This window comes from Nostoc favosum CHAB5714 (assembly GCF_020829495.1).
GTDB classification, from domain to species: Bacteria; Cyanobacteriota; Cyanobacteriia; order Cyanobacteriales; family Nostocaceae; genus Nostoc; species Nostoc favosum.
On the sequence record NZ_JAIVFQ010000001.1, the window covers coordinates 242,091 to 257,112 of the forward strand.

Consider the following 15,022-nt stretch of genomic DNA (forward strand, 5'->3'; position numbering starts at 1 on the left):
ATAATAATTGATACTAATCTTTGGATTAGCTTTTTGATTAGCAAGGAATTGAAAGAATTAAAAAAATATTTATAAAACCACGCGATCGCTCTTGTCGATTCCCATCTAATGATACACTCATCACCTGACTCAACAGCGATCGCAATTCTGAAGCGATCGCATGGTTTAATTTAGGTGAGGCATTAGAAAACCTCAATCGTGAATTAGACGCGCTGGGTGCTTATCGCAATGCCCGTGAACTATGTCAAGCAATGGGACTTGATGCTAAAGTGCAAGATTGCAACAATGCAATTGAGCGGATTTCTCAACCAAAAACGCCTGTAGTTTCCCGTCGTGGGTTTTGGGTGTGGTTGCGTCGGTTGTGGCGTTGGGTACGCAGTTGGTTTCGGCGGTAAAATAAGGTGTAGGAATAGTGATGAACATAAATATTAAGACAGGATAATATTTGAAACTATGTTACAAAATACCTATCAACTCCCCTTGACATTTGAGCAAATTCTTACCCTAGTTAAACAACTTTCTGATTCAGAAAAGTTGTTACTTAGCAAAGAGCTAGAAAAAGAAACCTTGAATAAAAAGTTAACGCAATTACTAGAAATATTTAAAACTGATGAATTATCTCTAGAGGAAATTACAGAGGAAGTAGAATTAGTCCGTTCTCAAATTTATGCCAGAAAACAAAACAATCAAGATAATCATTGATACTAATCTTTGGATTAGCTTTCTGATTGGGAAGGAATTAAAACAACTACAAAACCTTTTACTTGAAGAAACAATTCAAGTGGTAGTTTCTGAAGAGATATTAGAAGAAATTATCTTGGTTACTCAACGTCCTAAGTTACAAAAATATTTTCCGCCTAACAAAGTCAATGAATTATAGCAGGGGACTGGGGACTGGGGACTGGGGACTGGGTGAAAAGTCTTTTTGTGTCTAGGTTTTATTATCTGTTGATGTCCTAACAACCTTGGCTGTTGCTATAATTCAAATTTTGCGAACTATTGGTTTATTTATAAATATAATGTCCGAAGTTAATCTTTGTCGGGATGCAAAAGATAATTATCTTTTAGCACTAGCAAAAGATAGCGATGCTAATTTTTTACTTACAGGTGATCAAGATTTATTAGAGATTACAAAATTTGAAACTACTGAAATTATTACCTATAAAGAATTCTTACTTAAATTATAAATTTATTGAATGATAGTAGATTCAAAAAATAGCTGGGGAAAACTTGGATAAATAAACAACAATTATGACTCAAACAACAACTACTGAATATAAACATATTTTAGTCGATGAAGGCAATGTTCCTTTCATTAAAGGAACATCGATGAAAGTTGTAGAATTAATTACTTCCATTCATGCTTATGGTTGGAGTCCAGAAGAATTACATTTTCAATATCCACATTTGAGCATGAGCCAGATTTATTCGGCTTTAGCTTATTATTGGGAACATAAAGAACAAATTGATGCTGATATGCAGCAACGTTTTGAGTATGCGGAAAGATTACGTTTAGAAACAGGAGAATCTCAATTAGCAAAAAGACTTCGTGCAGAAGGATTAATTAAATGAGTGTTGCATATCACGAATGAGGCTCTCCCAACAACACAATTGAACACTTCAATTCTCGAAGTAACTGCGTTGTCACTTCGCTGACGGCTAATCCACCTGCTGTGCGATAACGAACGGAACGTAACACCGCTAAATCAAATGCCTGAGATTCCCGAATTATGGTTCTAGCAACATCATCACCCCTAATTGTTTGGATATTCGTATTCACCTGTAATTGGCCTTTAGAAGTAATATCAGACAATTGAGATACAAAGTTTTCTACTCGAGTCGGCGGTGTTTTGCGAGCGGATACGTGTAACAACACTACTTCTGCCTGATTAACATCAGCCAAAATCTGGGCGAATCTTAAAGCACCGATAGTTTGGCGCGTTAAGTCTCCAACTGGTACAAGAATTCTTTGAATTGTCTTAGGACTACTTAAGAGGCGTGTTACTGCTACTGGACAGTGAGAAGACCAGAAAACGCTATCAATTACATTACCAAATAAGCGGGCACGCAAACCTGTTGTCTGCGACCAACCCATCACTACTAAACTAGCGTTTTGTTCTCGACTGGTGCGGCTAATCCCCAAAGCTGCATCATCATCAATCCGAATTGCTGGTGATACTTCTACCTCAAATTCTTGACTGATTTCTTTAGCTAAATTCAATCTTTCCCGGCTTTGGTCGAGTGCTGTTACTAATTGCGGATCATCCATCTGGATATGTGCTTTAGTAATAGCTAATGGCACAATCCTTCCAGATTCATGACTAGCCAGCAGCGCTGCCATTTCTATTAAATAGCGCTGGGTTTGAGGGTTGTATATTGGCACTATTACAGTAAATTGATCTTGGTTTTTCTCTACTTGCTGATCTTCATCACCTTGCCACCAAGTTGTCAAACTATCTGTTGCAAAATCTGACTGAGAAAGCTGTAGTGAAGGAGCAAATCGTGCTGTTATTATGGGGCCCAGAATTGCAGTTACCAGCATGAGGACAATCACACTGTTTAAGACAGCTTCACTGATTAAGCGCTCACCAGCAGGATTTACCGTTTGATAAGCAACCAAGGTTGCTGCTAGTGTGGCTGCTACCTGTGGTAGTGACAATGACCACATGGTTAGCAATTCCGCCGTGTTATAGCGATACAATAATTTAGCTAAGAATGCCGCTATAAATTTGCTGCCAATCAAAGCCACTACAATTACCACAGTCAGCCAAACTGAACTGAGGGTTTTGATAAATGCAGGAATATTAATTAATAATCCCATGTCTACAAAGAAACAAGGGATAAATAAAACACTACCAATAAACTCGATTTTTTCTTTGACTGGGCTACGTCCCAGAACGTCGTTGACAGCTAAACCTGCTAAAAAAGCACCAACAATTTTTTCAACTCCAATTACCTGCGCTCCGACAGATGCCAAAAATAATGCTAGTAAAATAAACAAAAACTGGTTACTTTGTTCATCCCCAGAGCGGCGAAAAAACTCTTTTCCTGCCCAGTCAAAGCCAAACAGGACAACAGCAGTGTAAATTGCTAATCCACCCAATAAGATCGCTAAACTCATGGCGGAGAATTCTCCTCCGTGAATTCCAACACAAATCGCTAATACTAGCAAAGCACCTGTGTCAGTAAAAATTGTGGCACCAATGGTGACGGTTACAGCTTCATTCGTTACCACTCCCAGACGGCTCACAATTGGATATGCCAAGAGCGTATGAGAGGCCAGTAAAGAACCAATGAGGACGGAGGCATTCCAACCAAAATTGAATAAACGTCCTGTAGCAATGCCAGCAATCATTGGAACTAAAAATGTTAAAGTGCCAAACCCGATTGAGCGATTTCTAGTTTTACGAAACTGCTCTAAGTCAATTTCTAAACCTGCCACAAACATCAAATAAAGTTTGCCGATCTCCGAGAGCAGATTGATAGTTTCAGACTCAGGGTTTAACAACTTTAGTCCATTTTGTCCTAGTAATATACCTGCAACCAACAACCCCACTAATCCAGGTAGCCGTAGTCGCTCAAATATAGGAGGTACAGTAAAGATTACTGTTAGGAGAATTGTAAATGCAACAATAGGACTGTCTGTTAGCGAGTTCAGTGCCATGTTCAATAATTAAACCTAAATAGGAAATTTACAATTTGCATAAGAAATTTTACTTAAAATTTTTGCTTGCTTCAGTCTGATTGGTTACAAACAATTAAATCTTTAACAGTATAAATGTTGCGATGCCTACGGCGAGCGAAGCTATCGCAATTACGATACTACCTTAAGAAGGGGTTATCTACATCTACAGGTTGAAATAAGAATGGAATTTATAGTAATGAAAAGAATGGATGAATAAATAGTAGAAAATGGCTCATACCGCTTATCATTTGAATGATTAGAGGTGCAAAGATGTGCTAACTTACTTCTGTGCGCCATATCTATAAAAATCTGGAAGACCGTTCTTATGGGTTCCTATCAATGATAATTTTAAGCATTGGGAACCCCTAAAAATCAAAGTTTATGAACGCAGCCGACGATAAAACGATTGTTCGCGAGTATTTCAATTCCACAGGGTTTGACCGTTGGAAGCGAATCTACGGCGATGGCGAAGTCAACAAAGTTCAACTAGACATCCGCAATGGACACCAGCAAACTGTGGATACAGTTATCGGCTGGCTGAAGGCTGATAACAATTTACCAGAGCTATCAATCTGCGATGCTGGGTGTGGTGTCGGTAGTCTCAGCATCCCCCTAGCGGTAGATGGTGCCAAAGTTTATGCCACCGATATTTCTGAAAAAATGGTGGAAGAAGGCAAGGATAGAGCCAAGCAAACCTTGCCAAATGTCGAAAATCCCACTTTTGCCGTGCAGGATTTGGAATCGTTGAGTGGTAGTTACGATACCGTTATTTGCTTGGATGTTCTTATCCACTACCCCCAAGAAAAAGCGGATGAGATGATTTCTCACCTCTGTTCTTTGGCACAGTCGCGGATAATTCTCAGTTTTGCGCCGAAGACCTGCGCCCTAAGTATACTCAAGAAAATTGGCAGTTTCTTTCCCGGGCCAAGTAAAGCGACTCGTGCATATTTGCATCGTGAGGCTGATGTGGTGAAAATCTTGGAAAGTAATGGCTTTTCATTGCAACGAAAAGCGATGACGAAGACTCGTTTCTATTTTTCCCGCCTACTTGAAGCTACACGTAAGTAAAGTTAAAATCGCAGCAAGATAAATATTATACCTCTGCTGCGATTTGAAAATCTGAAGGCTTAACACTGGTAAGTATTCTAGTACAGCGATCGCTCTGATTGGAAGCATGAACAATTATGATAAGTAAGTAGACGCAATTAAATATAAGATGTCATTGCGAGCGGAACGAAGTGAAGCGTGGCAATCTCAGTCTTTGCGATTGCTTCACTTCGTACCCTACGGGAACGCCAAAGGCGAACGCAATGACGAACTATCTTATATTTATTTAGATCCACCTACTTAGCGATCGCACAGCCATATTTAAGTAATACAGGTAAAATTTATACTATATTTTTGACATTTAACTCCTGTCCGTGGGTTTAAGTCCCTCGGTTCAATAAAAATTTTGTTTTGTGTTGGGGTTAAATCCCATTACAAAACAAAATTTACGAATTACGTTAGCGACGCGCAAAGCGATAGCGCAGCGTTAGCGAGTCATCGAGCGTCGGAACGAGCGTCATTACGAATTACGAATTATATCATGTCCGCTTGATTGCTTATTAAACCCGAAGAACCCCACCCCGCCAAAGCTACCCTTTGTCTCCCCTCCCCGCAAGCTCTTAGGGGTTGGGGGTGGGGTGTAATGACTGTGGTTAGCATAACTAATTATGCGGACATGATATTATTTAATACGATCGCTTTCCTTCGTGACAAATAAACAGTGGGAGAACCGTAAGCGCCTAGATGGTATCGAGAAAGGACTGAAGAAGATAGAAGAAGCGCTGACAAAACTATCGTCAGGAGTAGATTGATATATTGGAACCTTTGCGAAAGTCAGGTTAAAATCGCTAGCAAAGTTCAAATTTGAAGTGGAACTATGAAAACTGCTGAAAAATTGGCCGCAGCTTGGCTACTGACAATGGGATTCATGTTTGTAACTCTATCAGCGGCAGAGGTATTTAATAAAACGACTATGGAAAAATCAATCACGCTATCCTTAGCTTGGGATGGTTCGATTGAGTTCTCAACAACAAATACCCCTGTAATTGATAATACTGCGGTAGAACGTCTAATTTTTGGTATTCCTACCCTAACACTGGGTACATGGTTAGCATTGGGATTATACCGTCAAAGCCGACAGGAGAAAAAAGCCCTTAATCAACAAGTTAGCGATCGCCTGCAATCGATTTTTTATAAAATGCTACAAGAAAATCATGGGCGCATAACTGTATTAGGCTTTGCCATGCAGTCACAATTACCCGCAGCCCATGCTAGGCAATATTTAGATGAAAAAGCTAAAGACTTCAATGCAAACTTTAAGGTGAACGAAGAAGGGGCTGTATCATATCATTTTGATGTCTAATTGTCATTTGTCCAAAGTCCAATTGTTATTGTTTATGTGAGGTACATCGGTAAGGGCACGGCACTGCCGTGCCCCTACACCTGGCGATATAATGTTGTACCGCATCTGAATGGGAACCGCTATAAGTTGACACCAATGAGCAATGCTGTGCCCTTACGAAAGATGTGGTTTCTAAACTTGATCTATATTTGCTATTTCTTGTCAATGCGTAAGTCCTAAATAATAGCCCTTTCAATGTGGTGAAATTTAGAACGAGAATTGGTTATTTCAACCTTCAAAAAGCCCAAAATCTGAGCGGAGGATTCAAGACGGTAGCACTGAAACAACGTATCTTCGTTGGCCACCTTGAAAGGGCTAGTCCTAAATAAGTTATGCTGCAAAAGTCTCAGGGATTATGATAAGCACAAAGATAGTATATGTATGTTTATTCCTCTTTTTGATAATTGCTTTGTTTAGCCTTATAGGGAAACCAGTTGAGGTAAATTCCTTCCAAGAAACTCAACAGCAGACAATCAGAGTTTTATTTATTGGCAACAGCTATACCTATGTCAATGACCTTCCTTGGTTGACACAACAGTTGGCTGAGTCGGCAAAAGAAACTAGAACGCTCGAAACTGAAATGGTTGTGGTCGGTGGAGCTACCCTTAAAAGCCACTGGAAAGGTGGTAAAGCACTCAAGCTATTGAAAGCGAAACGATGGGATTACGTAGTACTTCAAGAGCAAAGTACCTTACCGATTACCAATCCCAAGGAAATGTACAAGTACGCCAGTCTGTTTGATGCCGAAATCAAGCGAGTAAATTCCCAAACAGTATTCTACTTGACTTGGGCAAAGCAAAATCAACCAGAAACGCAACAGATATTGACCGATTCATACATGACAATTGCTAGAGAATTGAAAGCCAAAGTTGCACCTGTTGGAATAGCTTGGCAAAAAGTTCAGGAAGCTAATCCGAAATTGAACCTTTATAGTCCGGATCAAAGCCACCCTAGTCCTATAGGCTCATACGTAGCAGCATGTGTATTTTATACAATATTTTACCAGCATAGTGCGGTAGGATTAAGTCGTCGTATATACAGTAGCCAGTTTAGTACCCCACAAGAGGGCAACAGACTTGAATTGGAAAGTTTAAGTGAAACAGATGCTGAAATAATTGAAAATTTGGTTGAGTACATCGTCAGAAAGATTTGATGAAGCTGGTGTAATCTGGCGTGATTACCACGTTAGTTTTTTTGGGTATGTGGGTAGTATAAATTACCGAAAAAACTAATTTGGCAGATGGCAATGTTCAAAACTAAATTATCACAATCCCATGCTTTGGGGGAATTTTACACCTTGAGGTTAATGCATCGCCATATTGGGGCGATCGCAGTTTTAATTTTAATTAGCTTACTGAGTTCATTGAGTGGAACACCAGTTAACCATACCATCTCTAACTGCTGGGAAGGCTTTCTCTGGGGATTGGCAGATCCAGTAATTGGCTTGGATTGTTTAGTTGGTATTGTTGCTATTGGCTTACTCTCATCTGTGTTTGTTCGTGGTGCTGCGATCGCTGGATGTTTTGTCTTAGCAACAGTTTTGGGGATTGTGATTCATTTATTTCAGCTAAATTTACCAGGCATAGAAATAGCGATGCCAACGGCGGGCGCAGCCATCGCCATTTCTACCATCGTTTTTGGTACTATGCTGATGCTGCCAAATCAACCAAACTTTATAGTACTTGCTCTGGTGGGTGTCAGTGCTGGTTTATTTCAGGGTTACGCTGATGCTGAATCTATTATTGGGGCAGGAATGATGCCATTAATTGCCTATATACTAGGCATGACCTTAACTCTGTTTGCGGTTGCCATGAGTGCTAGGGAAATTGGTAGTGCGATGGGTATGGGAGAAATAGACCAAATTTTACCCTGGAAAATTAGCATTGCTGGCTTCGCTTTTTGTGCGATCGGCATCGTGTTTTTGAGGAATTCGATAATCTAAATAAAATATTTCAATTCAGTGGAATACATTCATTTGTGGGGGCGTACACTTAGCTGTACGCCCCCACTACGTCTTCAGACTGAAAATTGTCCAGCAAGCAAGTAGCACAGGGTTTTAGTGATTGACACTCTCCTGGCCTTTAGGCGAGGAGATTCTTAAGACTTTGCAATCTTAATATCCTGTTTGCACAGGTTCCCAAACTCACCACGTTTGCTCTTAGAGTGTGGTGATACCTTTTGGGCGTTTAGCTGTTTAACAGCAAGTTTCGCAGAGTCCCCGCGTACTATTTCCAAACCTCTATCCCTAATTGTTTTTGCAGCACCAATATCAGCGTGTTCGTGATATCCACATTCTGCACAAATGAACTTTTCACCATCACGATTAGACTTATCAATATGCCCACAATTTCTACATTTAAGGCTAGAGTGCAAAGTGTTGATCTTAATTACAACTTTTCCTTGCTTTACAGCGAGATACTCAATCTTCAAAATCAACTCAGCCCAGCTTGCATCAGAGATAGCCCGATTTAAACCCTTCTTTCTTGATTGTCCATTTTTTAAAAATCTTCCAGTTGTTTCATCAGTTTTTACCTGACAACGCTTCAGCATCCCAGTAATATTTAAATCTTCTAAAGCAATAGCATCAACATTCCTAGACACTATCTTATTAGCTACACGCCACTGGTATGCTGTTCTTTTATCTACAATCTTCTTATGAAAAAGTCCTAACTTGTTGGCTGCTTTTTTACGATTTTTACTACCTTTTACTTTTCTGCTAACTCGCCTCTGCCTGATTTTCAGAGTGCGTTTCGCTTTTTTGTTAGTTGAGAATTTAGGATTATCAATTTGATACCTATCCGACAAGTGAACAAGTTTGGTTATTCCTAAGTCACAACCAAGGACAGACTCAACCTCATTCAATGGTTTTGGTATGTAATCTGGAATGCTTTTATCTTCGATTCTGATTGAGACATACCAACCATCCTGACGTTTACGAAGCGTAGCAGCTTTGATGGTAAATCCATTCGGTATTGAGCGGGAGTTAAAAAAACGCATCCATCCTAACTTAGGAAGATAGATTTTACTCCCCTGAACTTTGACACCCATCTGGTAAGTAAAGGACGTAAAATTACTTCGGTTTTTAAACTTGGGAAACCCTCTACCCTCAAAGAAGTTTTTGTAGGCAGCATCAAGACGTTTTACGTTTTGTTGTAGCACTGTAGAGTCAATTTGACTAAACCAAGGTGCACGTTTCTTTAACTCTGGTAATGCCGTTATTTGTATATCTCCGGCGCTACGCCGTGGGTTTTTAAGTTTGCCATCCTTGTCGGTTTTAGCATCCTTCCAAGGTTCTCCGCTTGCCCCATTTCTGCTAACAAAACAAGTCAGTGGACAGGCTTCTGCCCTGGTTCTGATATCGCAAAAATCCCCTTGAATGAATTGCTGATTATATTGGGTTATTCTATCAGCTAAACTCCAGTTGTAAGTAGAGCGGAGCATATCTACCCATCCACTCATTAAGTTCTCCTGAGTGACGTTAGGACGGAGCTTAAAATAAAAATTTGTTAGCAAATACTATCACCTCCTTTTGTTGATTGATTTATTTGAATATACACTATATACATACAAAACACAATCAGTAATTACAGAAGTATGGGAAGTTTTTCTCCAGATGAATATAGACATGAAGGAAACGCTATATCACTACTCAACTACCACTTTGTTTTTATCCCCAAGCGCAGGAAGAAAGTGTTAGTAGATGCAATAGCAGAAAGACTACAGGAAATTATCTGTGAGGTTTGCTTTTGAGTTTAGGTGGAAAATTGTTGCAATGGAAATCATGCCTGACCATGTTCACTTATTTTTGAATGTGAAACCAACAGACAACCCGTCCCAAATCATGAACAGAATTAAAGGACGGGCTTCTCATCATTTAAAGATTAGAGTTTCCAGAATTGCTTAAACTTCCGACTCTGTGGACACCCAGCTATTTTGTTTCCACTGCCGGGAATATTTCTACTAAAAATGTAATAGAGTATATAGCGCACCAAAAAGATTAAATCAGAACACCCTTCAGGGTGTTATTAGCTTTCATCAAGAGCCTGAAGTACGAAATACGCAACTGCGTTGCTGTTTCTCAGGGGTTTTCAGCATTTCCCTTATAAGCTGATGCACCTCTGCGCTAATCTAGAGGCTATATCTCAAAAAAAGCTTATGACATCTGAAGAAATTGCGGCTACGCTAACAGAATTATTTGGCACATCGGCTGTTGGTACGAGCGCTCCTGGATCGTGGCAAGTAGACACTTCAGCTTTTCGGCTGTTGGTGCTGCTTTCCGAAGATAATACTTGGTTGCGAGTTTTACTACCTATTGTGCCTATCCAAGAAGCCCAACCATTTTTAGGACAGTTCCTAGAAGCCAACTTTGATGACACTCAGGAAGTACGTTACGCTTTATCTGAAGGGGTAATTTGGGGAGTATTTCAACATAACAGTAGCACTTTAGTGGGTGCAGATTTGTCCAATGCAATCAACCGACTTGTATCTCTCCATCAGGCTGGATTAGATAATGTCTTTAATCGACTAATTGAAAGCCGTATCCGGCAAATTATTCAGGCAGCAAAACAGCAAGGGCAATCTCTACAAGCTACTATGCAAAGCTTGGAACGCTTTTACGCAGAAGGAGTGATGGGCGATATAAATCAAAGCTCAGAGGCGCGAGAAGAAGTTCTAGCTGCTTGGCGGCGTCAGTTAGAACGTTTATGGAATGAGGGTTGATTTCAATTTTTAATAAGGATTTATATCCGCGCCACGTTTCCATATAACCAATTTACAGATATATCTATTTATCATGGATATCATTGAAATCCTCAAAGAAGACTACCAAAGATTCCCAGTAAATCAAACTTACAGCATTTACGCTCCAGACGTTTATTTTCAAGATCCACTAAATAAATTTCGTGGCGTTAAACGTTACAAACAGATGATTAATTTCATCGAGACTGTGTTTTTAAATCCCAAAATGGACTTACATAACATTCAACGTTTAGGAGACACAATAAAAACTGAGTGGACACTCAGTTGGAATACTCCTCTCCCCTGGAAGCCACGAATCTCTATTCCTGGTTGGAGTGAATTAGGTATTAACTCTGATGGTTTGATTGTCTCCCATGTCGATTATTGGAATTGTTCACGCTTAGATGTGGTGAAGCAGCATTTATTTGCTGCAAAAATGTAAACAATTAAGGCTTGCTCTAATTCGCTCCTTACAGCCTTTTTCATCTATTTGAATCACAATTTTCTGTAGGGTAGCACAGCTAACTGTGCTACCCTATACTATGGCTTAATTACCTAAAAATTGTTGTAAAAAGGAGGGTTAGGCAAAATCAAGTCTTAACCCAAGCGTAGTTTTCTTAAGTAGAAATACTCTCTCTAACGCTAGCTTTTTTCCATCTTGAAAGTGTACCTCGCACATGGACTGCTAATGACAAGCCCGGAGTTTCAGAGTCTCCGGCTTTGCGCTATGCGTCTACGCACTTCCATCAGAAGCCATTATGATGAATATCGCAACATTCATCATCAACATCACGATATTCATCATCAACGTCACGATATTCATCATCAACATCGTGATATTCATCATCAACATCGTGATATTCATCATCAACATCGTGATATTCATCATCAACATCGTGATATTCATAATCAACATCGCAACATTCATCACTAACATTAAAGCAATCGTCCAAAAAAGTAGGTGCAATATCGTAATTAAGAGAAATTACTTATATTTAAGTATTAGTTTTATAACAAATAAAATTATTCACGAATTTTACTGAAGCAGAAAACAGCTTTACTAAGTCAAACTAGCTCTATAACCCTCTCTAACGAATATATATATGCCCCGTCCAAAACGTACATCCCGGATTCTAGAAAAAGCTGAATTGAGATCCGCTGGACTGAAAGCAATAGATTCAAACATGGATTTTGGCGATAATTGCGATTTGCAAAATCTGACTAAATCAATTGAGCAGTTACGCACTATGCTTGATGCTTATAACCTCGCTCTAGCTATGATTGACTCTTCAAAAACTAAAATTGATGAGATGGAAAAAACCTTGAGCAATCTTACAGATAAGATGGTCAGAGGCGTTGCTTTTAAGTATGGCAAAAACAGCAGCGAATATGAGATGGCGGGTGGTATTCGTGATAGCGAACGTGTCCGCAAAAGCAGGTTAAGCCGCCTGAAAGCTGGTGCAGGAGAAGTATCAGATGAGAATGCTAAAACCGCCTAGTACACCACGGCGCAAGGCAGAAAGCAGAGGCGAAGTAAGCTTTTAGCAAGGGACATGGAGAATGAACAAACGCTACTTGTTTATTAAAAGTATTTGTTGTTGACTACTGCGCTCGCAATTTATTCTATTCGCTGATGCTCTTTAATAAGCAAGGTTTGTATACAGTTAATATCATGCAATACCATGCATATTATCTTATGCATTTTGTAGTATAGTCTCATTTTTGGTGATGTCGAAAATGTTGCAATCTGCGAGTTTCAACAATTTTGCTTGTCTAATTTCTAATTAGACCTTATAGTAATACGGTGTTTTTCCTGACAATTTCTCGGCAGATTTTTACCATGATTTATTCTCACAAATTGCAGAAGTATTTGGCAGCTTTCTCTTTATCTGTAGTATTAGTAGCTGATTTAGTAATCACACAAAAAGCTCCTCCAGCTTTTGCCCAGACGGTAAATTCATCTATCGGTAATGGTGTAACATTCAGTTGCAATGATAGTGAAGCGACTATCATTGCTAAAAATGGCCCCAGAGTAGTTTATGGAAGTACAGCCATTTACATTGGTTATCAGCAAGTCTCATCTAATAACAAAAACCCTGTGACAATCCGTTTCAATAGTGGTATCAAATCATGGTGTAGAACTGATTACGAAACAACGAATGACGACGGTACAGGTTACGGATTATATTGGGATGGGGGCAATGTTTTATATGGCGTTTACTCCTCCACTGGTAGTCAGACTGGTAATGATTTTCGCCGCTTTGCAACTGGGCGTTGGTTGTCTAGCTATGGTAGCGGAGGCGGGCCAAAAGTCGCAGTTATAGCCCGGATTAATCCAGCCAATGGCGAGGTTGACTATGCCACATTTTTAACTGCCAAAAAGGCGGATAATGGACAAACGAACTCTTTAGTTGTCCAAAATCTATCATGGAATGGGACAAATTTGACTGTGCAGGCAAAGTCATGGTGGACTCCTCGTGGCGCTAATACAAATTCCATGACTTGCACTGGTTCATCACCTTATCAATACACAGCAGTATTTACTGGCGATTTAACAAAGGTAAACTCGGCTTCAGCTCCTACCTGTAGTTAAAGGGTAATGATTCAGCTATCAAACCGCAACGCGAAAGTCATTAGTCCAAGAGAACCTACCCCGTCAGAGAACATGGTTTGAATTATAACGGTTCTCGACAAGCGTGAAGTACAATTTTGACCTCACTTCCATTCCTCTCTCCTAAAAGGAGAGAGGCTTTGAATTTTTCCCCCTTCCCGCTTCGGGAAGGGGGCTAGGGGGTTAGGTCTATTTGCATACCCGTACCTCACCGGATTGAAACCGCCCACTTTCTTTTGCCAATGACTAATGACTAATGACTAATTTTTCCCATTCGGACGTTGAATAATTGTCTCCACCACCCGCCGCTTGGCTTTTGGATCAATACCAACCAAACGCACATACTCACCGCTATATTCTGTCAGAGTTGATTCCAAATTTGAGATTGCATCAGACTCTGCATCGATGTGGCTATGAACACAAGTTTGCCAAGCACCTGTACGGAAGCGGCGTTCATCTACGTGTTCAATGCTAATTTTGTAACCTTGAGACAATAATTGCCTAATTTGAGCTTGTGTATCTAGGGTCAAATGGGTACTCGATGCTTCCTGTTTTTGGAATCCATTAGTTTTTGCTTCTTGAGTTGCACCATTGCTTGATGGCTGATTAATTGGTGTTACAGCAGGAGGTGGTGCAGATTGAGAATTTCTACCTCGATTGAGTCGATTGTAATCATCAACCAAGTGGGAATTTTCCACCCGTTTTTGTTCACCAACGAGGAAGTTACCAGACTCGATTAAGTGAGACAGCCTGAAATCTGGCTTTTTAAATTCTGGTGGCCCTTCAACGCTATTAACCACATTCAAGGATACCTGCTCAAAACCTACTTGATGGATGTAGTTGCGGATTTGTTCGTCATAAATGCGCGATCGCAAAGCGCTAAAAAAGTCAATGGACTGATTGACAAAAGTATCAACTAGCTGTTCAACTTCCTTCTGTGACAGCCCATCCGATTCAAAAATCCCCTTGACAATTCCTACCTTGTCGTCTCGGTTTGGTTCCCAGTAAAATTTTTCCATCCGTCCATCCCGAATTAACGGTGCATAGAGGGTGGAAAAATCATTACCTGTGACAATAATCGGTACACGATGTAAAGGTGTGGAATCATAGCTTCCAGGCAACTGCACATCTGTGGGATTATCAGCAATATTCATCAGTGTGGCATTCACCAACTGCGTATTTACAGTATATTGAGTGCCTTCATCAAAGCGTCCAGCACCTGCATCTAAATCGTTAATCATCAGTACACACATTTTGCCGCGTACCTTGATCAGTTCTGCTGTTTCCCGATAGCGTAGCCGAATCAACCGCGCCGGATCTCCTGCATCTGGACTTTCCAACTCGCCGCCAGATATGTTAGTCACTTCGATACCCATTTTCTCGAAGACTAATTGACATTGAAATGTTTTGCCTTCTCCTTTGCGTCCGTGAATACCTAAAATCACGGGGACTCGCACGCCAGGAAGTTTTAGAAAGTTTTTGGTGATGTGGACAGCCAGTTTGTCTAGAAAGCGGGGAGCGATGTAGTAACCCATAAAAT

19 protein-coding genes and 1 pseudogene are annotated in these 15,022 nt (G+C 40.1%); 16 read left to right on the forward strand and 4 right to left on the reverse strand.

The window, feature by feature from the left end:
* Positions 1-37 precede the first annotated feature (37 nt).
* The gene (locus tag LC586_RS01100; RefSeq protein WP_229482555.1) at positions 38-196 is read right to left on the reverse strand and encodes a hypothetical protein; all 159 of its coding nucleotides are present in this window, start codon (positions 194-196) and stop codon (positions 38-40) included.
* 55 nt (positions 197-251) lie between these two features.
* On the opposite strand from LC586_RS01100, the gene LC586_RS01105 reads away from it, so the two are divergent.
* From LC586_RS01105 to LC586_RS01120, 5 genes are all read left to right on the forward strand, one after another.
* The gene (locus tag LC586_RS01105; protein ID WP_229482556.1) at positions 252-395 is read left to right on the forward strand and encodes a hypothetical protein; all 144 of its coding nucleotides are present in this window, start codon (positions 252-254) and stop codon (positions 393-395) included.
* A gap of 58 nt (positions 396-453) precedes the next feature.
* Positions 454-702 carry a type II toxin-antitoxin system VapB15 family antitoxin gene (gene vap15, locus LC586_RS01110; RefSeq protein ID WP_229482557.1) on the forward strand — a complete coding sequence of 83 codons (249 nt, stop codon included), beginning with the start codon at positions 454-456 and terminating at the stop codon, positions 700-702.
* Positions 668-880 (forward strand): putative toxin-antitoxin system toxin component, PIN family, encoded by a 213-nt coding sequence (locus LC586_RS40465; protein ID WP_267921633.1) that lies wholly within the window; start codon positions 668-670, stop codon positions 878-880. The genes vap15 and LC586_RS40465 overlap by 35 nt, the downstream gene beginning before the upstream one ends.
* An 85-nt stretch (positions 881-965) precedes the next feature.
* Complete coding sequence (locus tag LC586_RS40470; RefSeq protein ID WP_267921634.1) at positions 966-1,187, forward strand: putative toxin-antitoxin system toxin component, PIN family; 222 nt, start codon at positions 966-968, stop codon at positions 1,185-1,187.
* Positions 1,188-1,251: 64 nt separating this feature from the next.
* Positions 1,252-1,572 carry a DUF433 domain-containing protein gene (locus LC586_RS01120; protein ID WP_229482558.1) on the forward strand — a complete coding sequence of 107 codons (321 nt, stop codon included), beginning with the start codon at positions 1,252-1,254 and terminating at the stop codon, positions 1,570-1,572.
* 10 nt (positions 1,573-1,582) lie between these two features.
* On the opposite strand, the gene LC586_RS01125 is transcribed toward LC586_RS01120, so the two are convergent.
* The gene (locus tag LC586_RS01125) at positions 1,583-3,664 is read right to left on the reverse strand and encodes a cation:proton antiporter domain-containing protein (RefSeq protein WP_229482559.1); all 2,082 of its coding nucleotides are present in this window, start codon (positions 3,662-3,664) and stop codon (positions 1,583-1,585) included.
* Between the two features lie 402 nt (positions 3,665-4,066).
* Between LC586_RS01125 and bchM the strand changes: the two genes are divergently transcribed.
* The 5 genes from bchM (at position 4,067) to LC586_RS01145 (ending at position 8,076) form a co-directional block, all read left to right on the forward strand.
* Positions 4,067-4,753 carry a magnesium protoporphyrin IX methyltransferase gene (gene bchM, locus LC586_RS01130; protein ID WP_229482560.1) on the forward strand — a complete coding sequence of 229 codons (687 nt, stop codon included), beginning with the start codon at positions 4,067-4,069 and terminating at the stop codon, positions 4,751-4,753.
* Between the two features lie 148 nt (positions 4,754-4,901).
* Entirely contained in the window at positions 4,902-5,036 is a 135-nt protein-coding gene (locus tag LC586_RS40475; protein ID WP_267921635.1) for a hypothetical protein, read from the forward strand.
* Between the two features lie 573 nt (positions 5,037-5,609).
* A complete protein-coding gene (locus LC586_RS01135) occupies positions 5,610-6,095 on the forward strand; it encodes a hypothetical protein (protein WP_229482561.1) in 486 nt (161 codons plus the stop codon).
* A gap of 448 nt (positions 6,096-6,543) precedes the next feature.
* The gene (locus LC586_RS01140; protein ID WP_229482562.1) at positions 6,544-7,287 is read left to right on the forward strand and encodes an SGNH/GDSL hydrolase family protein; all 744 of its coding nucleotides are present in this window, start codon (positions 6,544-6,546) and stop codon (positions 7,285-7,287) included.
* A 93-nt stretch (positions 7,288-7,380) separates the two neighbouring features.
* A complete protein-coding gene (locus LC586_RS01145) occupies positions 7,381-8,076 on the forward strand; it encodes a HupE/UreJ family protein (RefSeq protein WP_229482563.1) in 696 nt (231 codons plus the stop codon).
* Between the two features lie 155 nt (positions 8,077-8,231).
* On the opposite strand, the gene LC586_RS01150 is transcribed toward LC586_RS01145, so the two are convergent.
* On the reverse strand, positions 8,232-9,647 hold the full coding sequence (locus LC586_RS01150) for an RNA-guided endonuclease InsQ/TnpB family protein (RefSeq protein WP_229482564.1): 1,416 nt from the start codon (positions 9,645-9,647) through the stop codon (positions 8,232-8,234).
* A gap of 81 nt (positions 9,648-9,728) precedes the next feature.
* On the opposite strand from LC586_RS01150, the pseudogene tnpA reads away from it, so the two are divergent.
* From tnpA to LC586_RS01180, 6 genes and pseudogenes are all read left to right on the forward strand, one after another.
* Positions 9,729-10,135, forward strand: a pseudogene (gene tnpA, locus LC586_RS01155) (IS200/IS605 family transposase).
* 154 nt (positions 10,136-10,289) lie between these two features.
* Entirely contained in the window at positions 10,290-10,853 is a 564-nt protein-coding gene (locus LC586_RS01160) for a leucine zipper domain-containing protein (protein WP_229482565.1), read from the forward strand.
* A gap of 73 nt (positions 10,854-10,926) precedes the next feature.
* On the forward strand, positions 10,927-11,313 hold the full coding sequence (locus tag LC586_RS01165; protein WP_229482566.1) for a C6orf136 family protein: 387 nt from the start codon (positions 10,927-10,929) through the stop codon (positions 11,311-11,313).
* 246 nt (positions 11,314-11,559) lie between these two features.
* On the forward strand, positions 11,560-11,805 hold the full coding sequence (locus LC586_RS01170; RefSeq protein ID WP_229482567.1) for a hypothetical protein: 246 nt from the start codon (positions 11,560-11,562) through the stop codon (positions 11,803-11,805).
* A 169-nt stretch (positions 11,806-11,974) separates the two neighbouring features.
* The gene (locus tag LC586_RS01175; RefSeq protein WP_229482568.1) at positions 11,975-12,370 is read left to right on the forward strand and encodes a hypothetical protein; all 396 of its coding nucleotides are present in this window, start codon (positions 11,975-11,977) and stop codon (positions 12,368-12,370) included.
* A 341-nt stretch (positions 12,371-12,711) separates the two neighbouring features.
* Complete coding sequence (locus LC586_RS01180) at positions 12,712-13,464, forward strand: hypothetical protein (RefSeq protein ID WP_229482569.1); 753 nt, start codon at positions 12,712-12,714, stop codon at positions 13,462-13,464.
* A gap of 278 nt (positions 13,465-13,742) precedes the next feature.
* Here LC586_RS01180 and LC586_RS01185 read toward each other — a convergent pair whose 3' ends face one another.
* Positions 13,743-15,017, reverse strand: a complete 1,275-nt coding sequence (locus LC586_RS01185; protein WP_229482570.1) for a RuBisCO small subunit-like domain-containing protein — start codon at positions 15,015-15,017, stop codon at positions 13,743-13,745.
* Positions 15,018-15,022: the final 5 nt, after the last annotated feature.